Source organism: Methyloversatilis thermotolerans (assembly GCF_000372885.1).
GTDB classification, from domain to species: Bacteria; Pseudomonadota; Gammaproteobacteria; order Burkholderiales; family Rhodocyclaceae; genus Methyloversatilis; species Methyloversatilis thermotolerans.
This window is the reverse complement of record NZ_KB889967.1, coordinates 2741085-2765862: the sequence shown is the minus strand read 5'-3', so window position 1 is coordinate 2765862 and position 24778 is coordinate 2741085. Positions and strand designations below refer to the sequence as shown.

Below are 24778 nucleotides of genomic sequence, written 5' to 3'. Positions count from 1 at the left end.
CACTGTGCGTCCTGCTCGCCGGCTGTGGCGACGAAAGTCACGACGATATCCGGGCCTGGATGGAAGAAAGCACCCAGGGCATGAAGGGGCAGGTCAAGCCCCTGCCCGAAATCAAGCCGTCCATCGTCGTTGCCTATGAAGCGGCTGCGTTGATCGATCCGTTCAACGTGCAGAAGATCGAACCGGAACGCAAGCGGGGCGGTGGGGGGGGACCGGTCTGTCTCCCGATCTGGATCGGCGCAAGGAGCCGCTGGAGCAGTATCCCCTGGATTCGCTGGCCATGGTCGGGGTGCTCGAACAGGGCAAGGTGCGCTATGCCCTGGTTCGCGCCGATTCCACGTTGCACCGGGTGCGCACCGGAAACTACATGGGCCAGAATTTCGGCGTCATCACGGCGATCGAAAGCGACGGCATCACGCTGAAAGAAATCGTTCAGGACGCGGACGGCGAGTGGGTCGAACGCACCAGCATGCTCCAGCTGCAGGAGCAGGAGGCCAAGAAATGAATTACGTTCCCCGTCTTTTCCGCCTGTTCGGGGCGCTGGCGCTGGGTTTTCTGCCCGCGCTCGCGTCGGCGCAGGCCGAACCCAAGGCCCCGTCCAATGCGATCGAGTCGCTTCTCGTGTCGCAGCAGGCGGGCGAAGTGCTCATCAAGATCACCACCCGCAATGAACTGCCGGCGGTGCCCGCCAATTTCAGCGTGTCGCAGCCGGCACGCATTGCCTTCGATTTCCCGGATACCGGCAACGGCCTCGGTCGTTCGTCGCAGACCATCAATGAAGCGCACCTGCGCAGCTTCAACGTGGTGGAAGTCGGAGACCGCACGCGACTGGTGCTGAACCTGAACAAGCTGTCCACCTTCAACACCCGTCTGTCCGGGCGCGATCTCTACATCACGCTGGCCGCTCCGGCGAGCGCGGAACCGGCGGTGGCCAGCGACAAGGCCGCCCGTTTTGCCGAACCGGGCAGCAGCGTCGGCAAGGAAGCACCCGCGCTGCGCAATGTCGGCTTCAGGCGCGGCAAGGACGGCGAAGGTCGCGTGGTGGTCGAACTGTCCGATCCGGATACCGGCATCGACATCCGCCAGCAGGGCAGCAAGCTGGTCGTTGACTTCCTGCGTGCCACGGTCGCCGACGAATTCCTGAAGCGTTACGACGTGACGGATTTCGGCACCCCGATCACGCAGATGGACGTCGTGCGTTCGGGCGCCAATGTCCGGCTCACCATCACGCCCAACGGCCTGTGGGAGCACAACGCCTACCAGAGCGAAAACCAGTTCATCCTCGAGGTGAAGCGTCTGGTCGAGGATCCGAACAAGCTGGTCCAGGGCAGCAAGCCGGGCTACCAGGGCGAGAAGCTGTCGCTGAATTTCCAGAACATCGATGTGCGGTCGGTGCTGCAGGTGATCGCCGATTTCACCGACAACAACATCATCACGTCCGATACCGTGGGCGGCTCGCTCACGCTGCGCCTCAAGGATGTGCCGTGGGACCAGGCGCTGGACATCATCCTGGACGCCAAGGGGCTGGACAAGCGCAAGACCGGCAACGTGATCTGGATCGCCCCGCGCGACGAACTGGCCGCCAAGGAAAAGCTGGCGCTGGAGAGCCAGATGCAGGTGAGCGAGCTTGAACCGCTGCGTACCGAAACCTTCCAGCTCAACTATCACAAGGCCGACGTGATCTACAAGGCGATCACCGAGAAGAAGGATTCCGATCGCAGCTTCCTGTCGAAGCGCGGCTCCATCGTGATGGACACGCGCACGAACAAGCTCATCGTGACCGACATCCCGAGCCGCCTGGAAGAGATCCGCCGCATCATGAGCGAGCTCGACATCCCGACCCGCCAGGTGTTGATCGAGGCACGCATCGTCGAAGCCAGCGAAGACTTCGCGAAGAACCTCGGCGCACGCCTCGGCATCAACCAGTCGCAGGCCGGGTCGGTCCAGCTCGGTCGTGCCGGCCTGAACATCGGCGGCTCCACCTCGGCTTCCGGCTTCCAGACCGGTCAGGTGCAGACCACACCGAACTACCTCACCGACTCGATGGGTGTGAATCTGCGCGCGTCGAACATCAGCGGCCGCTCGCCCGGTCAGTTGTCCTTCGTGCTGTTCAATTCCGCCGCATCGCGCTTCCTGAACCTCGAACTGTCGGCGCTGGAGCAGGACGGCAAGGGCAAGGTGATTTCCAGCCCGCGCGTCATGACCTCGGACCAGAACGAGGCGCTGATCGAGCAGGGCGTGGAAATTCCTTACCAGCAGGCCACCAGTTCGGGCGCCACCAGCATTTCCTTCCGCAAGGCCAACCTGAAGCTGCAGGTGAAGCCCCAGATCACGCCGGACGGCCGTGTGCAGATGGCACTCGACGTGAACAAGGACACCCCGAACACGGCGCTGGCCACCGGCGCCGGCGTGGCCATCGATACCAAGCACGTCAAGACCGATGTGCTGGTCGAGAACGGCGGCACTGTGGTGATCGGCGGCATCTACACCCAGGAAGAGCGGCGCACCCAGACACGCATCCCTGTCCTCGGCGACCTGCCCTACGTCGGTTTCCTGTTCCGCAATACCGAAACCGACAACAGCCGCGCCGAACTGCTCATTTTTGTGACGCCGCGCATCGTGAGTGATGCGCTCACGCTGCGCTGAGCCCGAGCGCTGCGTTCCCGATGCGGCCGCTGGGGCCGCATTGTCGGGGCGCGCTGCTAGAATCGGCGCGTGGAACACAGTGACAACATAATCCTGGTCGGCATGATGGGGGCGGGCAAGACGACCGTCGGCCGCCAGCTCGCCCGTCGTCTGCACAAGCGCTTCGTCGATTGCGATCACGAAATCGAGGCGCGCACCGGCGTCAGCATTCCGACCATCTTCGAAATCGAGGGCGAGGCCGGCTTCCGTCGCCGCGAGGCGGCGACCATCGAAGCGCTGTCGCACGAAACCGGCCTTGTGCTTGCCACGGGCGGCGGCGTGGTGATGGATCCCGCGAACCGGCGCAACCTGAAGGCCGGTGGCTGGGTGGTCTACCTCGATGTGCCGCCCGATGTGCTGTGGTCACGCACGCGCGGTGATCGCAACCGCCCTCTGCTGCAGGTCGACGATCCGCGCGCCCGCGTGCGAGAACTTCACGGCGTGCGCGACCCTCTGTACCGCGAGGTCGCCGATTACATTGCGGAAAGCGGCCAGGGCAGTCCGCTGTCCATCGTCCGCAAGCTAGAACGGGAATACCTGAACCGATGCGCAGCCTGAATGTGGCGCTCGACGAGCGCGCCTACGACATCCATATCGGCAGCGGTCTGATCGATCGCGGCGATCTTTACGCCTCGGTGCTCAAGCGCAAGCGCGCGGTGGTCATCAGCAATGACGTGGTCGCACCGCTGTATGCGTCGCGCGTGCTCGATGCGCTGGACCGCGCCGGCGTGGCCCACCAGCTCGTGGTGCTGCCGGATGGCGAGGCGCACAAGGACTGGCCCACGCTCAATCTGATTTTCGATGCGCTGCTCGGCGCGCGCGTGGAGCGTTCCACCACGCTCATCGCGCTCGGAGGTGGCGTGATCGGCGACATGGTGGGTTTTGCCGCGGCCACCTACCAGCGCGGCGTGCCTTTCATCCAGGTGCCCACCACGCTGCTGGCGCAGGTCGATTCGTCGGTCGGTGGCAAGACCGCGATCAACCATCCGCTGGGCAAGAACATGATAGGCGCCTTCCACCAGCCGCGGCTGGTGCTGGCCGATACCGCCACGCTGGATACGCTGCCGGAGCGCGAGCTGAAGGCCGGCCTGGCCGAGGTCATCAAGTACGGCCTGATCCGCGACCGCGAATTCTTCGACTGGCTGGAAGTGAACATGCCGCGTCTGCTGGCGCGCGAGCCGGACGCGCTGTCGCATGCGATCGAGCGTTCCTGCCGCAACAAGGCCGAAGTGGTGATAGAGGATGAAACCGAGACCGGCGTGCGCGCCACGCTCAACCTTGGCCACACCTTCGGCCACGCCATCGAAACCGGTCTTGGCTACGGCGAGTGGTTGCACGGTGAGGCGGTGGCGTCCGGCACGCTGATGGCGGTCGAGCTGTCGCGTCGCCTCGGCTGGCTGAACGACGATGACGTGGCGCGCATCCGCGATATCCACGCGTCGGCCGGCCTGCTGTTCGCCGGTCCGCGACTGGGCGTCGAGCGCTATCTCGAACTGATGTCGCACGACAAGAAGGTGGACGCCGGCAAGCTGCGGCTGGTGCTGCTCAAGCGCATCGGCGAAGCGGTCATCCATGGCGACGCGCCGCTGTCCGACATTGCCGCCGCGATAGAACACTGCTGCGCGCATGCCTGAACTCGCGCCCTACGCCGCCTGCGACGACAACTCCCGCGGCCGTCGCTTCGCCGAGGATTCACCGCCGGGCCGCAGTCAGTTCCAGCGCGACCGCGACCGTATCGTGCACAGCACTGCCTTTCGCCGGCTGGAATACAAGACCCAGGTGTTCGTAAACCATGAGGGCGACCTGTTCCGCACGCGGCTGACGCACAGCATCGAAGTGGCGCAGATCGCGCGCTCCATCGCCCGCGCGCTCCAGGTGAACGAAGACCTGGCCGAGGCGGTGTCGATCGCGCACGACCTCGGGCACACGCCTTTCGGTCACGCTGGCCAGGATGCGCTGAACGACTGCATGCGCGAATACGGCGGTTTCGAGCACAACCTGCAGAGCCTGCGCACCGTGGACCTGCTGGAAGAACGCTACGGCGCCTTCGATGGCCTGAATCTCACGTTCGAGACGCGCGAGGGCATCCTGAAGCACTGCTCGCCGAACACCGCGCGCGCGCTGGGCGATCTGGGCGAACGCTTCCTGAACCGCACACAGCCGACGATAGAGGCGCAGATCTGCAATCTTGCCGACGAGATCGCCTACAACAACCACGATGTCGATGACGGTCTGCGCTCCGGTCTGATCACGCTGGAACAGCTCGAGCAGGTGCCCATCTTCGCGCGCCATCGCGCCGAGGTGGTGCGGCTCTATCCGCAGATCGCCGGTCGCCGGCTGATCCACGAAACCATCCGGCGCATGATCAATGCGCAGATCATCGATCTGGTGAGCGAAAGCGCCCGCCGCATCGCCGCCGCCGCGCCGCGCACGATAGACGAGGTACGCGCGGCACCCGTGCTGGTCGCCTACAGCGACGGCATGAAGGCGGAGCAGCTCAAGCTCAAGCAGTTCCTGCGCGACAATCTCTATCGCCACTACCAGGTGCTGCGCATGACCGCCAAGGCGCGGCGCATCATCGCCGAACTGTTCGCCGCTTTCATGGACGATACCCGCCTGCTGCCGCCGCAGTACCAGGCGATGGCGCGCGATGACACCGCCCGCGCCATCGCCGACTACATCGCCGGCATGACCGACCGCTACGCGATGCGCGAGCACCGGCGGCTGTTCGCCGTCGGCGAGATCTGAGGCGGCCTCTGCCCCGTACAGCGCCTGCTCGTGCGCTGCGTCACAGGTGGTTGTACGCAGCGTATCAAGGTCTTATACTCCGCCGTCCACCCCAAAAGTGCCCGTTTTGACCCTGTGCAGGGTCCGCCCGGGCCACCCGAGCCGGTGTCCGCCTCGTTTCTTTCAATGAAATGACCGCGGAAGCCGGCTTTTTCACGGTTACTGGCGGTGATCTTCCCGCAGCGGCCAGCGATCAGAGCGAAGCCGTGCGCGGTTGGCAAACGAGTTCCGAGGACGAAAGCAATGGGTCTTCCCCATAGTCAGGGTCTGTACGACCCCGAAAACGAGCGCGATGCATGTGGTGTGGGTTTCGTTGCGAACATCAAGAACCGCAAGACCCACGACATCATCGAACAGGGTCTGCTGATCCTGAAGAACCTCGACCATCGCGGTGCGACTGGCTATGACCCGCTGCTCGGCGACGGCGCCGGCATCCTGATCCAGATGCCGGATGCACTGCTGCGCGAGGAAGCCGCCAGGATCGGCATCACACTGCCGGCGGTCGGCGACTATGCCTGCGGAACCGTTTTCCTGCCTCAGTCGGCCAATGGCTGTGCCGCCTGTGAATCGGTCGTCGCACGTGTCATTCACGAAGAAGGACTGACCTTCCTGGGCTGGCGCGACCTGCCGCGCGACAGCAGCATCCTGGCCGAAGCCGCGCGCGCGATCGAACCGCGCATGCGCCAGGTTTTCATCGCGCGCCCGGACACCGTGGCCGATCAGACCGCCTTCGAACGCAAGCTGTTCGTGGTGCGCAAGCGCGTCGAGCATGCGGTGCGCGCGCTCAAGCTCGCCGACGTGAAGCAGTTCTACATCCCGTCGCTGTCCTCGCGCACCATCGTCTACAAGGGCATGCTGCTGGCCCACCAGGTGGGCGAATACTTCGCCGACCTGACCGACCCGCGTGCCACCTCGGCGCTGGCGCTGGTGCACCAGCGCTTCTCGACCAATACCTTCCCGACCTGGGATCTCGCCCATCCCTTCCGCATGATTGCCCACAACGGTGAAATCAACACCGTGCGCGGCAACATCAACTGGATGAAGGCGCGCCAGAAGTCCATGAAGTCGGCCGCTCTTGGCGCCGATCTCGACAAGCTGTGGCCGCTCATCGTCGAGGGCGGTTCCGACTCGGCCTCGTTCGACAATGCGCTCGAACTGCTGGTGATGGGCGGCTATTCCATGGCGCATGCCATGATGATGCTCATCCCGGAAGCCTGGGCCGGCAACCCGATGATGGACGAGGAGCGCCGCGCCTTCTACGAATTCCACGCCGCCATCATGGAGCCGTGGGACGGACCGGCCGCGGTCGCCTTCACCGACGGCCGCCAGATCGGCGCCACGCTGGACCGTAACGGCCTGCGTCCGGCGCGCTTCCTGGTGACCGACGACGACATGGTGGTCATGGCGTCGGAAATGGGCGTGCTGCCGATTCCGGACGAGCGCATCGTGCAGAAGTGGCGCCTGCAGCCGGGCAAGATGTTCCTGATCGACCTCGAGAAGGGCGCCATCATCGATGACTCGGCGCTCAAGCACGAGCTGGCGACCGAATATCCGTACGACACCTGGATCAACGATTCGCGCTTCTTCCTGACCGAACTGGAAGAGATCAAGTACAGCACCGAGCGCAGCGAATCGCTGCTCGATACGCAGCAGGCCTTCGGCTACACGCAGGAAGACATCAAGTTCATTCTGGCACCGATGGCGGCCGGCGGCGAGGAAGCCATCGGTTCGATGGGCAATGACAGTCCGCTGCCGGTGCTGTCGGACAAGAACAAGCCGCTGTATTCCTACTTCAAGCAGTTGTTCGCCCAGGTCACGAATCCGCCGATCGATCCGATCCGCGAAGAGATCGTGATGTCGCTCGCCTCCTTCATCGGCCCGCGTCCCAACCTGATGGGCGTGGCCGACAACGAGGACGGCCTGACGCCGCGCCTGGAAGTGACCCAGCCGGTGCTCACCAACGAGGACGTGCTGCGCCTGCGCGATATCGAGCGCCTGACCGGCGGCAAGTACCGTTCGCTGGTGCTGGACATCACCTATCCGGCCAGCGAAGGTTCGGCCGCCATCGAAGCGCACATCAAGCGCCTGCAGGACGCGGCGGAAAAGTCGGTCAACGACGGTTTCAACATCGTCATCCTTTCCGACCGCACGGTGTCGCGCGACCGCGTCGCCATTCCGGCGCTGCTGGCCACCTCGGCGGTGCACCATCACCTGGTGCGCAAGGGGCTGCGCACGCTCACCGGTCTGGTGATCGACACCGGCTCGGCGCGTGAAACCCACCACTTCGCGCTGCTCGCCGGTTACGGCGCCGAAGCCATCTGTCCGTGGCTGGCCTTCGACACCATCGCCGAAATTTCCAACGAGCTGCCGTCCGGCCTGTCCACCAAGGAAGCGTCCAAGCGCTTCATCAAGGCGGTCGGCAAGGGGCTGAACAAGGTCATGTCCAAGATGGGCATTTCGACCTACCAGTCCTACAGCGGCGCGCAGATTTTCGAAGCGATCGGCCTGAATTCGGCTTTCGTTGCGCGCTACTTCACCGGTACCGCCACCCAGGTCGAGGGTATCGGCCTGGTCGAGGTGGCCGACGAGGCGCTGCGCACCCACGCCCAGGCTTTCGGCAGCGATCCGGTGCTGGCCAATGCGCTCGATGCCGGCGGCGAATACGCCTTCCGCGTGCGCGGCGAAGAGCACATGTGGACGCCGGATGCGATCGCCAAGCTGCAGCATTCGACGCGCGCGAACAAGTACGACACCTACAAGGAATACGCGCGCATCATCAATGACCAGACGCGCCGCCACATGACGCTGCGCGGTCTGTTCGACATCAAGCCGGCGGGTCCGCCGGTGCCGCTGGACGAAGTCGAACCGGCGGCCGACATCGTCAAGCGCTTCGCCACCGGTGCCATGTCGCTCGGCTCGATCTCGACCGAAGCGCACACCACGCTGGCGATCGCGATGAACCGCATCGGCGGCAAGTCCAACACCGGCGAAGGCGGTGAAGACCCGATCCGCTTCAGCCCGGTGACCGAAGACACAACGCTGGACAAGCTCATCGGCTCGTCGCGCGTGGAAGTCGCGCTGCCGCTGAAGAAGGGCGATTCGCTGCGTTCCAGGATCAAGCAGGTCGCCTCCGGCCGCTTCGGCGTCACCGCCGAGTATCTGGCCAATTCCGACCAGATCCAGATCAAGATGGCGCAGGGCGCGAAGCCGGGCGAAGGCGGTCAGCTGCCCGGCCACAAGGTGACGCCAACATCGCCAAGGTCCGTTGCGCCGCCCCGGGCGTCGGCCTGATTTCGCCGCCGCCGCATCACGACATCTATTCGATCGAGGATCTGGCCCAGCTCATCCACGATCTGAAGAACTCGAATCCGACTGCGTCCATCTCGGTCAAGCTGGTGTCGGAAATCGGCGTCGGCACGGTGGCGGCCGGTGTGTCCAAGGCCAAGGCCGACCATCTGGTGATCGCCGGCCATGACGGCGGCACCGGGGCCAGCCCGATTTCGTCGATCAAGCACTGCGGCACGCCGTGGGAACTCGGCCTGGCCGAAACCCAGCAGACCCTGGTGCTGAACCGCCTGCGCGGCCGCATCCGCGTGCAGGCCGACGGCCAGATGAAGACCGGCCGCGACGTGCTGATCGGCGCGCTGCTCGGCGCCGATGAATTCGGCTTCGCCACTGCGCCGCTGGTGGTCGAGGGCTGCATCATGATGCGCAAGTGCCATCTGAACACCTGCCCGGTGGGCGTGGCCACGCAGGACCCGGTGCTGCGCAAGCGCTTCTCCGGCCAGCCGGAACATGTCGTGAACTATTTCTTCTTCGTCGCCGAGGAAGTGCGCGAACTGATGGCGTCGATGGGCATCCGCAAGTTCGACGACCTGGTCGGCCGTTCCGACCTGCTGGACATGCGCGCCGGCATCGAGCACTGGAAGGCGCGCGGCCTCGACTTCTCGCGCATCTTCTACATGCCGCCGGTTCCGTCCGAAGTGTCGCGTCTGCACACCGAGACGCAGGACCACGGCATCGAGCGCGCGCTCGACCACACGCTGATCGCCCAGGCCAAGGACGCCCTTGAGAACGGCAAGCCGGTGGTGATCGAGTCGCCGGTGATCAATGTGAACCGCACGGTCGGCACCATGCTGTCGCATGAAGTCGCCCGCCGCTACGGCCACAAGGGCCTGCCGGACAACACCATCATGGTGAAGCTGCGCGGCACCGCCGGGCAGAGCTTCGGCGCCTTCATCGCGCGCGGCATCACGCTGGAACTGACCGGCCAGGGCAACGATTACGTGGCCAAGGGCCTGTCCGGCGGCCGCATCATCATCCGTCCGTCGGACGCCTTCCGCGGCGCGTCCGAGAAGAACATCATCGTCGGCAACACCGTGCTCTACGGGGCTACCGAAGGCGAGTGCTACTTCCGCGGCGTGGCCGGCGAACGCTTTGCCGTGCGCAACTCGGGCGCGGTCGCGGTGGTCGAAGGTACGGGTGATCACGGCTGCGAGTACATGACCGGCGGCACCGTGGTGGTGCTCGGCCAGACCGGCCGCAACTTCGCCGCCGGCATGTCGGGCGGCGTCGCCTATGTGTTCGACGAGGACGGCAGCTTCGGCAAGCGCTGCAACATGTCCATGGTGGAACTGGATGCCATCAGTGGCGACCTGGCCGACGCCGCCGACGAAGCGATCATCGGCGAGGCGGCCATCAATCATCTGACCATGTCGGACGAAGCCATCCTGCGTCGCCTGATCGCCCGTCATGCGGCGTTCAGCGGCTCCAAGCGCGCCGCCGACATCCTGGCCGACTGGGCGAATGCCCGCGGCAAGTTCGTCAAGGTGATGCCGACCGAGTACCGTCGCGCGCTGCGTGAAATGGCTGCCAAGGCGGATGCGCCGGCTGCAGCGATGGCCAAGTAACAGGAAAAGAATCGAACATGGGAAAGTCCACCGGTTTTCTGGAATACCAGCGTCTGTCCGAGGCCTCGCTGCCGGTTGCGGAACGCGTCCGCAACTACAAGGAGTTCGTGCTTCACCTGAGCGACGAAGAAGCCAAGATCCAGGGTGCGCGCTGCATGGACTGCGGCATTCCGTTCTGCAACAACGGCTGCCCGGTCAACAACATCATCCCTGACTTCAACGACCTCGTTTACCGCCAGGACTGGAAGCAGGCGATCGAGGTGCTGCACTCGACCAACAACTTCCCGGAATTCACCGGCCGCATCTGTCCGGCTCCGTGTGAGGCCGCCTGTACGCTCAACATCAACAGCGACGCGGTGGGCATCAAGTCGATCGAGCACGCCATCATCGACAAGGCCTGGGAAAACGGCTGGGTCGTGCCGCAGCCGCCGGCGAAGAAGACCGGCAGGAAGGTGGCCGTCGTCGGTTCCGGCCCGGCCGGCATGGCCGCCGCCCAGCAGCTCGCGCGAGCCGGTCACGACGTGACCGTGTTCGAGAAGAACAGCCGCGTCGGCGGTCTGCTGCGCTACGGCATTCCCGACTTCAAGATGGAAAAGTCGCACATCGACCGCCGCGTCGCGCAGATGGAAGCTGAAGGCGTCACCTTCCGCACCGGCGTGCAGGTCGGTCCGCTGCCGGAAGGCTCGCCGGTGCACAGCGACGCCAGCACGGTGGTCACGCCCGACCAGCTCAAGGCCGAGTTCGACGCGGTCGTGCTGGCAGGTGGCGCGGAACAGCCGCGCGACCTGCCGGTGCCCGGGCGCGAACTGGCAGGCGTACATTTCGCGATGGATTTCCTGCCGCAGCAGAACCGCGTGGTCGCCGGCGACAAGCTGCCCGACCAGATCATGGCCACCGGCAAGCATGTGGTGGTGATCGGCGGTGGCGATACCGGTTCTGACTGCGTCGGCACCTCGAATCGCCACGGCGCGGCCAGCGTGGTCCAGTTCGAACTGATGCCGCAACCGCCCCAGGCCGAGCACAAGCCGCTGGTGTGGCCGTACTGGCCGATCAAGCTGCGTACCTCGTCCAGCCATGAAGAAGGCTGCGAGCGCGACTGGGCGATCGCCACCAAGGAATTCATCGGCGAGAACGGCCGCGTCACCCAGGTGAAGACCGTGCGCGTCGAATGGAAGGACGGCCGCATGCAGGAAGTGCCGGGCACCGAACAGTTGCTGAAGGCTGACCTGGTGCTGCTCGCCATGGGCTTCGTCAGCCCGGCCGCCAGCATCATCGACAGCTTCGGCGTGGAAAAGGATGGCCGCGGCAACGCGCGCGCCACCACCGACGGCGAAGGCTGCTACGCCACCAATGTGCCCAAGGTGTTCGCGGCAGGCGACATGCGCCGCGGGCAGTCGCTGGTAGTGTGGGCGATCCGTGAAGGGCGTCAGTGCGCCCGCGAGGTCGATCAGTTCCTGATGGGCAGCACCACCCTGCCGCGTTGAGTGTCGTCCGGCTCCGCGCGCGGTTCGGGCGAGTTCCTGTGGGAGCGGCCTCTGGCCGCGATGCGGCGTAAGCATGTCGCCGGCTTCGTTCGAAGCCGTAATCGCGGGCAAGCCCGCTCCCACCAAACCCGCGCTCGCTTGAGGTCAGGGCGCGCTTTGATGGGTCAGACAACCGGCTCCGTTCGTGGCTCGGGCGAGTTCCTGTGGGAGCGGCCTCTGGCCGCGATGCGGCGTAGGCATGTCGCCGGCTTCGTTCGAAGCCGTATCGCGGGACAAACCCGCTCGCCCTCACCCCCGGGCCCCTCTCCCACTGATGTGGGCGAGGGGAGGTAGGCGTCGCCGAGGTGACCCTCGCCCGCATCAGCGGGAGAGGGTGGCGCGCAGCGCCGGGTGAGGGCCGGCGGCCTTAGCGAGCCGCCGGCTTCGTTCGAAGCTGCAATCGCGGGCAAGCCCGCTCCCACCAAACCCGCGCTCGCTTGAGGTCAGGGCGCGATTTGATGGGTCAGACAACCGGCTCCGCGCGCGGTTCGGGCGAGTTCTTGTAGGAGCGACCCCAGGGTCGCGACGCGGCGCATGCGGGCCGCGGGCTTCGTTCGAGGGTGTTGTCGCGAGCGGTGCTCGCTCCTACGGCAGGCATCGCGCTGTTCGCGGCCAGGGCGCGCTGTTGTAGGAGCGACCCCAAGGTCGCGACGCGGCGCATTCGGGCCGCGGGCTTCGTTCGAGGGTGTTGTCGCGAGCGGTGCTCGCTACGGCAGGCATCGCCCCCTTCGTGGCAAGGGCGCGCTGTTGTAGGAGCGACCCCAAGGTCGCGACGCGGCGCATTCGGGCCGCGGGCTTCGTTCGAGGGTGTTGTCGCGAGCGGTGCTCGCTACGGCAGGCATCGCCCCCTTCGTGGCAAGGGCGCGCTGTTGTAGGAGCGACCCCAAGGTCGCGACGCGGCGCATGCGGGCCGCCGGCCTCGTTCGTGATCCGGGCCCAGCCTCAGGGCAGCTTGCGCATCAGCACCGGAGGTTCGCTCGGCGCGGGGCGGGGGGGCTGGACCGGAGCGACCGGGTAGGTCGGGTGACGCCGCACGATGCGCGGCGTCACATAGACCGGCTCGTCCAGCGCGCCGGCCTGGTCGCAATCGACCCGGCGCTGTTCTTCGCAGCGCTTGCGGGCTGCCATGCGGGCGGCCTCGGCTTCGCTGGCCGCTTCACGCTCGCGCGCCAGCCGTTCGCGGCGCATCGCATCCTCGATTTCCTCGCGCACGGCCCGGCGGTCCAGCGCGTCCTGACGGCTGCCCGGAGCCTGCGCCGGGGGCGCATCGGCCGTTCTTTCCGTCGCCAGCGGGTCGGTGGTGACGATGCGCGTCGTCTTGCGGCCTTCCGGCGGACTGTCGCCGTAATTCACCACGCCGCGCTCATCCACCCAGCGATGTATCGTGGCCTGTGCGTGACAGATCACCGGAACCAGGCATAGTGCAGCGCCGATCAAGCCATTAAGGGCGGGCATATTCATGTCGTACACCTCCTGAGGCCTGCTCTCCGCAAAGAGAGGCGGGCGGCCCGACGCATGTCCGGGCCTCGAGCGTAAGGCAATATCCATGCTTACTGGTTGCATCCGCACCGTCCGCCGAGAACTGCTGCGCAGCAGGCGATACGGGCGCGGATGCTAGAATCCATGCGGTTTTCCGCCGAATCGTGGTGTCCGATGCAGATCGTCATTCTGGCAGCAGGACAGGGCAAGCGCATGCGCTCCGCCCTGCCCAAGGTGTTGCAACCCCTGGCTGACCGGCCGCTGCTCGGCCATGTGCTGCGCACCGCGGCTGCACTTGAGCCCAGCCGCACCTGTGTGGTGTACGGCCATGGCGGCGACGCCGTGCGCGCGGCCTTTCCCGATCTGCCGGTCGACTGGGCGCTGCAGGCCGAACAACTCGGCACCGGCCATGCCGTCATGCAGGCGCTGCCGGCGCTTACGCGCGACGAACCGGTGCTCATCCTTTACGGCGATGTGCCGTTGCTGCGCGCCGACACGCTGCGCACCCTGGTGGACGCGGCGGGCGCGGACAAGCTCGCCATCCTGACCGTCACGCTGGACGATCCCACCGGTTACGGCCGCATCGTGCGCGACGGCGCAGGGCGCATCGTGCGCATCGTCGAACAGAAGGACGCGTCCGAGTCCGAGCGCGCCCTCCGCGAAATCAATACCGGCATCATGGTGGTGCCGGGTGACCGGCTTGCCGGCTGGCTGGACCAGCTTTCCAACAACAACGCCCAGCGCGAGTACTACCTGACCGATGTGGTGGCCGCCGCGGTGCGCGATGGCGTGCCGGTGGTGAGCACCCAGCCTGCCCGCGTTTCAGAAACGCTGGGCGTGAACGACAAGGCGCAACTGGCCGAACTGGAGCGCATCCACCAGCGCGAGAATGCCGAGCGCCTGCTGGCCGACGGCGTCACGCTGCGCGACCCGGCGCGCATCGACGTGCGCGGCGAGCTGGTCTGCGGCCGCGATGTCGAGATCGACATCGGCTGCATCTTCGAAGGTCGCGTCGAACTGGGCGATGGCGTCAAGGTGGGCGCGCATTCGGTGCTGCGCAACGTCACCGTCGCCGCCGGCACCGTCATCGCGCCGTTCTGCCATTTCGACGACGCCGTGGTTGGCGCCGGCTGCCAGCTCGGCCCCTATGCCCGGCTGCGCCCCGGCGCCAATCTGGCGGAGGACGTGCACATCGGCAACTTCGTCGAGGTCAAGAACAGCGACATCGCCGCGCACAGCAAGGCCAATCATCTCGCCTATGTCGGCGACGCCACCGTGGGCAGCCGCGTGAACATCGGCGCTGGCACCATCTGCTGTAACTACGACGGCGCGAACAAGTTCCGCACCGTCATCGAGGACGATGTATTCATCGGCTCGGACACCCAGCTCGTGGCACCGGTCACCGTCGGCCGCGGTGCCACGCTGGGCGCCGGCACCACGCTCACCCAGGACGCGCCGCCCGACGCGCTCACGATTTCGCGCGTGCGCCAGATCACGCTCACCGGCTGGAAGCGGCCGGTGAAGCAGAAGAAATAGGGCCGTCGCTCGCGGGCAGGCACCGTAACCAACGCATCGCAACGCCAAAGGAATTTCCATGTGCGGCATCGTCGCGGCCATCGCCGGCCAGAACATCGTCCCCGTCCTGCTTGAGGGGCTGCGCAAGCTCGAGTACCGCGGCTACGATTCCGCCGGGCTGGCCGTGCTCAATGGCGCGCAGGGCACGCAACTGCGCCGCCTGCGCGCGGTCGGGCGCGTGGCCGAACTGGCCGCCCAGGCGGACGAACAGAAGCTCGATGCCGCCATCGGCATCGCCCACACGCGCTGGGCCACGCACGGCGTGCCGTCCGAGCGCAACGCGCATCCGCACATCAGCGACGGTCTGGCCGTCGTGCACAACGGCATCATCGAGAACTTCGAGCCGCTGCGCGCCCGCCTCACCGGTCTGGGCTACACCTTCACGTCGGAAACCGATACCGAAGTGATCGCTCATCTGGTGCGCCATCACTTGAAGAACCATCCGGACCTGGTCGATGCCGTGCGCGCCACCTGTGGCGAACTGATTGGCGCCTACGCGATCGCCATCGTCACCGAAGGCGAAGACTCGCGCGTCGTCGTCGCCCGCCACGGCTCGCCTCTGGTGCTGGGCCAGTCGGATTCCGGCAACTATGCGGCTTCCGACACCTCGGCGCTGCTGCAGGTCACGCGCAACATGATCTACCTCGAGGACGGCGACATGGCCGAACTCACGCGCGACGCGATGCGCATCATGCGTCTCGACGGCACGCCGGTCGCACGCCCGGTGCAGGTGAGCCAGCTTTCGGCCGACGCGGTCGAACTGGGCAGCTACCGCCACTACATGCAGAAAGAGATTTTCGAGCAGCCGGCCGCGCTGTCGAACACGCTCGAAATGCTGGCCCAGGCGCGCTCGATCACGCCCAATCTGTTCGGCGTCGAAGCCGACAACGTGTTCCGTTCGGTGCGCCGCGTGTTGGTGCTCGCCTGTGGCACCAGCTTCCACGCCGGCCTGGTCGCCCGCTACTGGCTGGAGGACATCGCCGGCATCGAATGCACGGTGGAAATCGCCAGCGAATACCGCTACCGCAAGCCGGTGGCCGACCCCGACACGCTGGTGGTCACCATTTCGCAGTCCGGCGAAACCGCCGACACACTGGCCGCGCTGAAGTACGCCAAGTCGCTCGGCATGACCCGCACGCTGGCCATCTGCAACGTGCCGGAATCGGCCATCGTGCGCGAATCCAGCTTGCGCTTCATCACTCGCGCCGGCCCGGAAATCGGCGTCGCCTCGACCAAGGCCTACACCACCCAGCTCGCCGCGCTCGCGCTGCTCACCCTGGCCATGGCCAAGACCCGCGGCACGCTCAGCGTCGCGCAGGAAGAGAAATACCTCGGCGCGCTGCGCCACCTGCCGGGCGCGGTCACCCGCGTGCTCGAGCTTGAGCCGCAGATCCAGGCCTGGGCCGAACGCTTCGCGATGAAGCACCACGCCCTCTTCCTTGGCCGCGGCCAGCACTACCCGATCGCGCTCGAAGGCGCGCTCAAGCTCAAGGAAATTTCCTACATCCACGCCGAAGCCTACCCGGCCGGCGAACTCAAGCACGGCCCGCTGGCGCTGGTCGACCGCGACATGCCGGTCATCGCCATCGCCCCGAACGACGCGCTGATCGAAAAGCTCAAGAGCAATATCCAGGAAGTGCGCGCCCGCGGCGGCGAGCTCTATGTCATCGCTGACGCCGGCACCGAAATGGCCGAGGGCGAGGGCGTGCACATCCTGAACATGCCGGAGAACTACGGCCTGCTGTCACCGGTGCTGCACGTCGTGCCGCTGCAACTGCTCGCCTACCACGCGGCGCTGGTGAAGGGTACCGATGTGGACAAGCCGCGGAATCTGGCGAAGAGCGTGACGGTGGAGTGAGGCGCGCTGCGCACGCTCAGCAGCGGATGATGGTGTCGCTGTGGCGCGCCACGGTTATCGAGCCGTGCGTCATGGCTTGGCGCCGCTGAAATTCTGCGCCAGCTCCGCGTTGTGCGCGTCGATATCCTCCGGTACCTCGAACAGCCCTTTGGCTACTCCGAGGCGCGGTCCCGGCTGTTGCGTGTCAACAGAGACCAGCCGGGCAACCGGCCGGCCATTGCGCGCGATCACGATCTCCCGCTCTTCACCCAGCTCGATCGCCTCCACCAGACCGGAGAGTGTCGTCCTGGCCTGCAACATATTGACTGAACGCATGGTTTCCTCCGGCGCAGATGCGAGGTTAGTCTCGTCTGGCTAAGGCACGTAGTCGAACCCGGTCGTCATCCGGAAAGACGCGCTGATCGAAAAGCTCAAGAGCAAGGTCGAGGCGGTGCGCGCACGCAGTGGCGAACTCAAGGACATGCAACGAACCGGCCAGCGCATGGCCCGCTGGCCGAGGGTCGAGGTCGGCCGCCTGTTCCGGCGTCAGCCCGCGGGCTCGTGTGCCGGCGTATTGCCGGCCGACCAGTCGAATGTCCTCAGACCCGGCACGTGCGCGAACGCGCGGTCGGCGGTGATGAGAGTGCAGCCCTCGGCGACGGCCTGGGTGGCGATCAACAGGTCCATCGCGGCGAGACTCACGCCATGGGCTTCCATCCGCGTGCGCAGTTCGGCAAAGGTCGCGGCGGTGGATGATGTCCAGGGCACGATGGGCAGGGCTTGCAAAAAGGTGTCGACCGCACGCGCAAGGCGGTTGGCTTCCGGGCGGCGGCGCACGCCGTAGCGAAGTTCCGCTTCGGTGATGACCGAGAGGCACACGCGCTGTTCGACCATCGCGGCCAGCAGCACCGGATGCGCGTTGCCGCGTATCAGTGCCGACGCGGCATTGGTGTCGAGCATGCAGGGGCCGAGTGGTGTCATGGCCAGTCGCGCAACTGCGGCGGCGCGCTGTCGCGCGGGATGTCGAAGTCGGCGAATTCCTGCGGGGCTTCGGCAATGAGCGCGTCGCGCAATGCGAGCCAGTCCGAGAAGGTGCGTCTGTACGGGCTCAGGATGACGTCGCCGGTTTCGGGGTCACGCCGAATGCGGACCTCGTCACCTTCGAAGCGGAATTCGGCCGGCAGGCGTACCGCCTGACTTCGGCCGTTCTTGAACAGTTTCGCCGTGGTCATGGGAGGTGTTCTCGATAGGGTATATACAGTGGTATATACCACCTGTTGCCGGGCGCTTCAAGTTCTCGCGGTCGGCATTTCTCCCCGGCCGGACCGAGGACGTAAAGGCGGGGCAAACCCGTCAGCGCGAGCAATGAGTGTGGGCAAGGTTCGCGCGCAGTCGCTGCGCCTCACGGGTGATCGCGCTCATCATCCCGCGCTTCGACCGCAGGCTGATGCAGCTCGCGCGCGCCGAGAACGATGCCGACCGCGGCGATGCCACGGGCGCTGCCTTCCGATCGGACAGGCTGCGGATGTCCTCGCTCGGTAACGGCATCGACCAAGGGTGAATCGAAGGTCGCAGCGAGCAGACTGAGATGATGATGGCGAACGGCGGGCATCATTTCGCGAGCTCATGGATTTGCCTCACAGCCTCCCTCCATCCCGCGGTCGATGACGCGAAGAGATCTTCCTGCTGACCACCATCCGGCATCCAATCCGGCTGTCGCGCTGACACACGCTTTCCCCCGGCGAAGGCCGGCAGCGAAGCAATCCGCCGTGAGGTCTGGACGCCGGCGCGGCGGTGGAACACGATCAGCCTGTTCAGCGATGGAGCAAGCGATGCGCACAACGAAGCAAGGCGGCATGATCCCGGCCGAGGGCAAGGCTGGCGAAGCAAACGAGATGGCCCGCACGGGCGAATGCGCGAGAGAAGGCGAAGTCATCCGTGATGGCCGGCGCGCTGTGGAGAACTGGCTCGTCCGGCAGATCGGGCCGGCTTATGACGCCTTGAAGGCAGATCCGTCGCGCGCCGTGACGGCCGATGCAGTGAGGGCAAGGCTGGCGGCCGAATATGCGAAGGCTCGATGAGCGATCGCGTGGCGCGTCCTTCCAGAGGCACGGAGCGCGCACTCGCAGCAGATGACCAGACCCATGTAGCGAGACCGCACATGAATCGATAGGCTGCGCAGAATCCTGTCACCTTTCCACCGGGAGCCGGCCATGGGGTTTTCAGCGCGCGACGTGGTGCCCTTCACCCATTTGGCCGGTGGGAAATTGATCACGGGGCGGTGGTGTCGTCGGGGTGCTGTCTGATCACTCCGGAGCGAGAGTGAGCACGATTCCCTGGCGCAGATCGCCCACGATATGCCGGTCGTTGCCATCGCGTCCGGGTCAATACGCCCAATCCTCATGCCTCACCGGCAATCTGTTGAGTTGCTTCCGCAGGTGCTGCCAGTGCGGCAAGTACATATCCATGAGTGCAACGAAGCGCGCGTTGTGCGTCGGCTCAAGCAGGTGGATCAACTCGTGCACAACGATGTATTCCAGGCATTCGGGTGGTTTCTTGGCGAGGTCGGTGTTTAGCCGGATGTAGCCAGATGCAGGCGTGCAACTGCCCCACTTGGTCTTCATGCGCTGCACGAAGACGCGGTTCGCCTTCACGCCCAGCAAGGGCTGCCACCGTTCGAGCAGGGCCGGGACCGCATCGCGCACCTGCTGCCTGTACCACGCATCCAATACTTCTTCGCAACGGGCCTGGTCGGCATCAGGCCGCATCTGCAGATACAACTTCCTCGGGCTCAAGCTGACCATGGGTGCGGCGTCGGCGTGCGTGATCTCTAGCAGGTAGCGCTTGCCCCACAGGTAGTGGCTTTCCTTGCTCAGGAATTCGCGTGGCGTTTCGCGCTCCTGCGCCTGCAGCTTGCGCTGCTGCGACCTGATCCAGCCCAGCTTCGACACCACGAACAAGCGGATCGTGTCCAGCGGCATGCTCTGGGGTGCCGCCACGCGCACCTTGCCCGCTGGCGGCAGCACGCTGAGGTGCACGTGCTTGATCGCCTTGCGGGTGACCTCCGCATGCAACTCGCCAAGATCAAGCAAGTCCCGCACGGGTCAGTACTCCTTCTGCGCGAACACGATGGGGAACAGGCGGTTCACTTCCTTTATGTCCTGCAGCACATCGAACATCGCCTGCTTGACCATTTGCTCCTTCGCCACCACGCCGCGCCAGCCATCCGGCCTGTTGGCCTTGATGGCGGCATCCAGCTTCAGCGCCTTGTCCAGCGCCAGTGTCGTGTCGGTATAGGGCGCCTCTGGCTGCTGCGCCGCGTTTGTGGCCACATGGTCCTTCAGGTTGTTGTACAGAGCCAGCTGGCCGGCTGTCTTCAACTGCTCCGGCGCATCGTCGGCCTTGCCGGCGCTCACCTTCTTGACTACGTCTGCGATGCGGGCCAGGTAGTCCTCGTACTCGATGGCCTTCTCTTTGCGCAGGCGGATGACCTCGTCCAGCAGTGCCGACATCTTGGCGAAGTAGGCCGGGTCGGTCAGTTGCTCTTTCAGGATCTTGCTGCGCACGTTGTTCTCGATCGTCTCGGCAATCGACTCCTTGTTGCCCTTCATGTTGCCCAGGCGCTCGGCAATCGCGTCCGCGATGCCGGTCCTGACGATCAGGTCGAGCAGGCCGATGCCGTCGAAAGGTGAAATCTTCCGCGGTGCCTGCGCCTCGATGTAGGTGTCGATCAGGTGGCGCATGTCCGCCTCGTAAGGCTTCAGGTCCAGCGTCTCGCCGGCCGCCTTGCGGATGATCTCGCGCAGGTTCAGGTAGTGCTTCTGCAGCGCCTTGAGGTTGTCGATCTGCGCGGGCGTGTAGCCCGCCGCCTCCAGCTCGTCGGCCAGGTTGGCATAGGCGCGTATCAAGGCCACCACGGCTTTGTAGAGCGCCATACGGTGAGGCTCGCGCGTCTTCAGGTCGTCAGCAAGCTCGGTGTTTCCGCAGAAGTAATGGATGTGCTCCAGATCGCCTTTTGGGGGCTCCACGGGCTCGCACAGCAGGGCCAGGGCCTCCACGGCGTCGTCCAGGCGCTCGCGACCAATTTCCAGCCGGTCCTTGACCAGGATCTCCGGGGCGCTACCGCCCGCGCTGTGGTCCAGCTCGGCGGTGTAGACGGCGATGGCCTTCTCCACCTTCTTGAACAGATCCTTGTAGTCGACGATGTAGCCAAAGTCCTTGTCGTCACCGTCCAGCCGGTTGGTGCGGCAGATGGCCTGGAACAGTCCGTGGTCCTGCATCGACTTGTCGATGTAGAGATAGGTGCAGGGCGGCGCGTCGAAACCGGTCAGCAGCTTGTCGACCACGATGAGCAGCTTCATCTGTGCAGGCGCCTTGATGAAGCGGTCCTTCACCTGCTGTTCGTAGGTTTCGGTCCTGGTCTTTCCGGGCTCGGCGACCACGTCCTGCAGCAACTCGGTGTAGGTGTTGTAGATGAACTGCCTGTCGCTCTCGGTGTTGGCGCCGGTTTCTTCCTTGCTCACGTCCGACGCCTGCGGGTTGTACGAGGTCACCACCGCGCAACGCCCCTTGAACACCGTCTTGCCGAACAGCACGAAGTACTTGCACGCCTCGTAGATGCTGGACGCCACCAGGATGGCGTTGCCGCGCTCGTTCGACAGCCGCGGCTTCACCGCAAAGTCGAACACGATGTCGGCCACCACCCGGTCCATGCGGGCGCGTGAGCTGAGCACGTTCTGCATCGTGCCCCACTGCTTCTTCAGTTCGTCCTTCTGCCAATCGTTCAGGCCCTTGGTCTTGGCATCGAACCACTGATCGATCTGGTCCGTGCTGCCCAGCTTCTGATCAATGTCGCGAGCTTCATAAACGAGGTCCAGTACCACCTTGTCTTCCACCGCCTCCGCAAATTTGTAGGTGTGGATGTAGCCGCCGAACACCTCCAGACTGGTCTGCGCATCGCTCTTGAGCAGCGGCGTGCCGGTGAAGCCGATGAACACCGCGTTGGGCATCATGGCCTTCATCAGCCGGTGCAACTTGCCGCCCTGGGTGCGGTGGCATTCGTCTACGAAGACGTAGATCTCGCCCTGTGTCTGGCTGGGCTGCGCGGCCAGTTCGCGGATGAAGGCCTCGAAATCATCGACATCCCGGCGGCCGAACTTGTGCACCAGCGAACACAGCAGCCGGGGATTGGGCTGCGCCAGTTGCGCCATCAGATCGCGGCCGCTCTGGCTGCGGTGGATGGTCTCGCCCGCGTCCTTGAACACGCGCTCGATCTGCCGGTCCAGCTCATCCCGGTCGGTAATGATGGCCACGCGCGCCGCGGGCCGGTTCTCCAGGATCCACCGTGCCAGCAGCACCATCAGGATGCTCTTGCCCGCGCCCTGCGTGTGCCAGATGATGCCGCCGCGCCGCTGCTGCACATGCGCCTGCGCCGCCTTGACGCCGAAGTACTGGTGCACCCGCGGCAGCTTCTTGATGCCGCCGTCGAACAGCACGAAGTCGTGCATCAGTTCCAGCAGCCGGGCTTTGCCGCACAACTTGGCCAGGTACTTGTCGAGCTTGTAGCCCGCGTTGTCGGCCTCGTCTTCCTTCCAGGTCAGGAAGTACTTTTCCTGCGTTTCGATGGTCCCGTAGCGCAGACCTTCCGAGTCGTTGCCCGCCATCACCAGTTGCACCGTACTGAAGAACCAGTCGTTGAATTCCGGCTGCTGGTTCGACAGGCACTGTCGGATACCCTCGCCCAGCCCCACGCGGCTGTTCTTCAGCTCCAGCACGCCCACGGCAATGCCGTTGAGGTACAGCACGATGTCGGGCCGGCGCTCGTGCCCGCCCTTGAGCGTCACTTCCTCGGCGATGGCGAAGTCGTTGTCAGCCGGCAGGTCCCAGTTCACCAGATGAACAGTCTCGCTCACCTCGCCGGCCGCCACCTTCACCGACACGCCATAGCGCAGCAGTTGGTAGACCGCCTGATTGGCGGCGTAAAGCGTGCGCCCATGCACCTGGGCCTCGGCGCGCAGCTTGTACAGGGCGGCGCCGATGTGAGCAGGGCTGTAGCCGTTGCGCTGCAGATGGGACGTCAGCAGTTCCTCATCGATGCAGTGATTGACTGTGCGGTCCGACCAGTCGCCCAGGTAACGGTAGCCCAGTTGCTGGGTGAACAGTTCGATCACCCGCTTCTGGGTGACGCGCTCAGGCTTGCCGATCTGTTCAGGCATCCAACCTCCCTTGGTGCGCTTGGTCGATATAAGTTTTTGATTAATTGGTGTTCGGCAGCCTATCGATCTGAATCTATCGCCCCGCTATCCGCGATAGGACAGGGCTTGTCCGATAGCGACCTCGTCATGTTGCCCAGTAGCGCCGCCAGCGCTTCTCGCCCTCGAAGCGTACTTCGCCGCGACTGACCAGTTCGTCGATGACGCGCTTGATCTGTTTGGGATGGATCTCGGCTCCAACGCGCTGATGCACGGCACTGATGGCCGACGCGGGGTAGCGACGCAGATCCTCCATCACCAGCGCGGCCAGCCGGTGCGGCTCGATGCGCTTGAGCGTCGTGGTGCCCTGAAAGTCCAGGGTTTGCAACAGATCCGGGGCGACGAAGTAACGCATGGCCTGCGTGCGGCCGCTGCTGTGCACCAGCTGCCAGTCCAGCAGGCGCTTGAGCCACGGCGCCAGTGCCTCCGCCGTGGGCAGCTCCAGCGCCGCCATCAATTCACGCGCCGTCATTGCCTCGTGCTGCGCCAGCAGACCCAGGGTGATGCGCTCGCGCTGGGTGAGCGGGTGGGTCTGGTCGGCCCTGGCAATGAAGTCGATCACGCGGGGCGCCAGGATGCGGCGGCGCACCGTCACCTGCACGCGGTCGTGGGTTTCGCTCAGCTCCGGCGCCGGCCGGCCCTGCGACAGCAGCACTTCGTATACCTTGTCGAAGCCGCTGCCTTCGCGCTCCATCATCTTCAGGTCGTGAAACAGGCGGGCCAGGTGCTCGTTGCGCCGCACCGTGGTGTGCAGCACGTTCTGCGGCGTCACGCCCAGGGGCAGCGGGCCGGGGTTCACCACCTCCAGCCGGTCCGGGTACAGGTTCAGGAAGATGTCGCCGCGCTGGGTGTAGGGCCGGTGCACCAGCGCATTGACCAGCAACTCGCGCACCACCACTTCGTCAAACGCCGGCACATGCTGGCGGTACAGTCCGTCGGGCAGTTCGTAGCGCTCACGAAAATCGGGCACCTCGGCCCACACTGCTTCGATCAGCGCAATCGGGCTCAGGGTGTGGTCATCCCACACCAGCTTGTTCACCTTCTCGCCCCGCTCGTCAAACTTGATGAACTGGATGACCGGCGCCGAAGCCAGTTGCGCCCGCTGGTGCTGGCGGCCGATGCACAGCACGCCGAGGTGGGTGAGCCACGGCCCCTGAGCGAGCTGATAGTGGTCGAGCAGCTCATCGTCCGTTTTCTCTTTGACCGATGGCTTCACACGGTCACTCGCACGCAGATCGTGCAGCAGGTGCGTCCGTTGGGCCGGATCCGCTTCCGATCGAGGCACCTCCAGCGTGGTCAGCGTCTCCCACGGCCGCGCGGCCCGCTCGTTGGTCAGTCGCTGCACGTCGTCGCCGGTCACTGGCCGGCTCTGGTCGGACACCCGCAGGTAATAACGCCCGTCGGCGGTGGACGCCACGGCCAGCGAGCGCGGCACGCGCAGCGCGACGAACTCGCCGCCGTTGGCCGCGGTCACCACGTCCGGCAGCACCGTTACGTTGACGGTCCGTTCGGCCAGCTTGCGGCGCAGCGTGTCCGGCAGCTCGGCCGGAATGCGCTGCCCGGCCGGCGGCTGGTCCTCGCCGTCCTCGATGCCCAGCAGCAACTGCCCGCCCGTTGCGTTGGCAAAGGCAACGCAGTCCTTGGCCAGCTCGCCCCAGTCGGCCGTCCTGCCGGTGACGGCGCGCAAGGACTTCTGGTCGCGGAGTTGGCCTTCCAGGCTCACTGCCTTGC

General features: G+C 65.4%; 17 protein-coding genes and 2 pseudogenes. 12 read left to right on the top strand and 7 right to left on the bottom strand.

Annotation, left to right across the window (positions count from 1 at the left end):
- Positions 1 to 59 precede the first annotated feature (59 nt).
- From A3Q7_RS21290 to A3Q7_RS0112315, 8 genes and pseudogenes are all read left to right on the top strand, one after another.
- Positions 60 to 134: pseudogene (locus tag A3Q7_RS21290) on the top strand (pilus assembly protein PilP); the annotation flags it as partial.
- 83 nt (positions 135 to 217) lie between these two features.
- Entirely contained in the window at positions 218 to 505 is a 288-nt protein-coding gene (locus tag A3Q7_RS21285) for a pilus assembly protein PilP (RefSeq protein ID WP_332309909.1), read from the top strand.
- Positions 502 to 2646 (top strand): type IV pilus secretin PilQ, encoded by a 2145-nt coding sequence (locus tag A3Q7_RS0112340; protein ID WP_018412200.1) that lies wholly within the window; start codon positions 502 to 504, stop codon positions 2644 to 2646. The genes A3Q7_RS21285 and A3Q7_RS0112340 overlap by 4 nt, the downstream gene beginning before the upstream one ends.
- Before the next feature lie 69 nt (positions 2647 to 2715).
- Entirely contained in the window at positions 2716 to 3243 is a 528-nt protein-coding gene (locus A3Q7_RS0112335) for a shikimate kinase (protein WP_018412199.1), read from the top strand.
- Positions 3231 to 4319, top strand: a complete 1089-nt coding sequence (aroB, locus tag A3Q7_RS0112330) for a 3-dehydroquinate synthase (RefSeq protein WP_018412198.1) — start codon at positions 3231 to 3233, stop codon at positions 4317 to 4319. The genes A3Q7_RS0112335 and aroB overlap by 13 nt, the downstream gene beginning before the upstream one ends.
- Positions 4312 to 5433, top strand: coding sequence for a deoxyguanosinetriphosphate triphosphohydrolase (locus A3Q7_RS0112325; RefSeq protein ID WP_018412197.1), 1122 nt, complete (start codon positions 4312 to 4314; stop codon positions 5431 to 5433). Before aroB ends, A3Q7_RS0112325 begins: the two co-directional genes overlap by 8 nt.
- A 282-nt stretch (positions 5434 to 5715) precedes the next feature.
- Positions 5716 to 10382, top strand: a pseudogene (locus A3Q7_RS19870) (glutamate synthase-related protein).
- Positions 10383 to 10399: 17 nt separating this feature from the next.
- Positions 10400 to 11866, top strand: a complete 1467-nt coding sequence (locus A3Q7_RS0112315; protein WP_018412196.1) for a glutamate synthase subunit beta — start codon at positions 10400 to 10402, stop codon at positions 11864 to 11866.
- Positions 11867 to 12847: 981 nt separating this feature from the next.
- Here A3Q7_RS0112315 and A3Q7_RS0112310 read toward each other — a convergent pair.
- Positions 12848 to 13366, bottom strand: coding sequence for a DUF4124 domain-containing protein (locus A3Q7_RS0112310; RefSeq protein ID WP_051079206.1), 519 nt, complete (start codon positions 13364 to 13366; stop codon positions 12848 to 12850).
- Between the two features lie 192 nt (positions 13367 to 13558).
- Here A3Q7_RS0112310 and glmU point away from each other — a divergent pair, with 192 nt between their 5' ends.
- Both glmU and glmS read left to right on the top strand, forming a co-directional pair.
- Complete coding sequence (glmU, locus tag A3Q7_RS0112305; RefSeq protein ID WP_018412194.1) at positions 13559 to 14920, top strand: bifunctional UDP-N-acetylglucosamine diphosphorylase/glucosamine-1-phosphate N-acetyltransferase GlmU; 1362 nt, start codon at positions 13559 to 13561, stop codon at positions 14918 to 14920.
- Positions 14921 to 14978: 58 nt separating this feature from the next.
- A complete protein-coding gene (gene glmS, locus A3Q7_RS0112300; RefSeq protein ID WP_018412193.1) occupies positions 14979 to 16817 on the top strand; it encodes a glutamine--fructose-6-phosphate transaminase (isomerizing) in 1839 nt (612 codons plus the stop codon).
- 69 nt (positions 16818 to 16886) lie between these two features.
- Here the strand turns inward: glmS and A3Q7_RS0112295 are convergent, their stop codons facing one another.
- The 3 genes from A3Q7_RS0112295 to A3Q7_RS0112285 form a co-directional block, all read right to left on the bottom strand.
- A complete protein-coding gene (locus tag A3Q7_RS0112295) occupies positions 16887 to 17132 on the bottom strand; it encodes a type II toxin-antitoxin system Phd/YefM family antitoxin (protein WP_026224767.1) in 246 nt (81 codons plus the stop codon).
- Positions 17133 to 17342: 210 nt separating this feature from the next.
- Positions 17343 to 17756 carry a type II toxin-antitoxin system VapC family toxin gene (locus tag A3Q7_RS0112290; RefSeq protein WP_018412191.1) on the bottom strand — a complete coding sequence of 138 codons (414 nt, stop codon included), beginning with the start codon at positions 17754 to 17756 and terminating at the stop codon, positions 17343 to 17345.
- Positions 17757 to 17773: 17 nt separating this feature from the next.
- Positions 17774 to 18028 carry an antitoxin gene (locus tag A3Q7_RS0112285; protein ID WP_018412190.1) on the bottom strand — a complete coding sequence of 85 codons (255 nt, stop codon included), beginning with the start codon at positions 18026 to 18028 and terminating at the stop codon, positions 17774 to 17776.
- Positions 18029 to 18204: 176 nt separating this feature from the next.
- On the opposite strand from A3Q7_RS0112285, the gene A3Q7_RS20815 reads away from it, so the two are divergent.
- Positions 18205 to 18357, top strand: coding sequence for a hypothetical protein (locus A3Q7_RS20815; RefSeq protein ID WP_018412189.1), 153 nt, complete (start codon positions 18205 to 18207; stop codon positions 18355 to 18357).
- A 271-nt stretch (positions 18358 to 18628) separates the two neighbouring features.
- Entirely contained in the window at positions 18629 to 18877 is a 249-nt protein-coding gene (locus tag A3Q7_RS0112275; RefSeq protein WP_026224765.1) for a hypothetical protein, read from the top strand.
- A 303-nt stretch (positions 18878 to 19180) separates the two neighbouring features.
- Here the strand turns inward: A3Q7_RS0112275 and A3Q7_RS0112270 are convergent, their stop codons facing one another.
- The 3 genes from A3Q7_RS0112270 to A3Q7_RS0112260 all read right to left on the bottom strand — a co-directional run bounded on the left by A3Q7_RS0112270 (position 19181) and on the right by A3Q7_RS0112260 (position 24770).
- Positions 19181 to 19897, bottom strand: coding sequence for a M48 family metallopeptidase (locus A3Q7_RS0112270; RefSeq protein WP_018412187.1), 717 nt, complete (start codon positions 19895 to 19897; stop codon positions 19181 to 19183).
- A gap of 3 nt (positions 19898 to 19900) precedes the next feature.
- Positions 19901 to 23011: a type I restriction endonuclease subunit R gene (locus A3Q7_RS0112265; RefSeq protein ID WP_018412186.1), complete on the bottom strand. Its 3111-nt coding sequence runs from the start codon at positions 23009 to 23011 to the stop codon at positions 19901 to 19903.
- A gap of 124 nt (positions 23012 to 23135) precedes the next feature.
- Positions 23136 to 24770 (bottom strand): ATP-binding protein, encoded by a 1635-nt coding sequence (locus A3Q7_RS0112260; protein WP_018412185.1) that lies wholly within the window; start codon positions 24768 to 24770, stop codon positions 23136 to 23138.
- Positions 24771 to 24778: the final 8 nt, after the last annotated feature.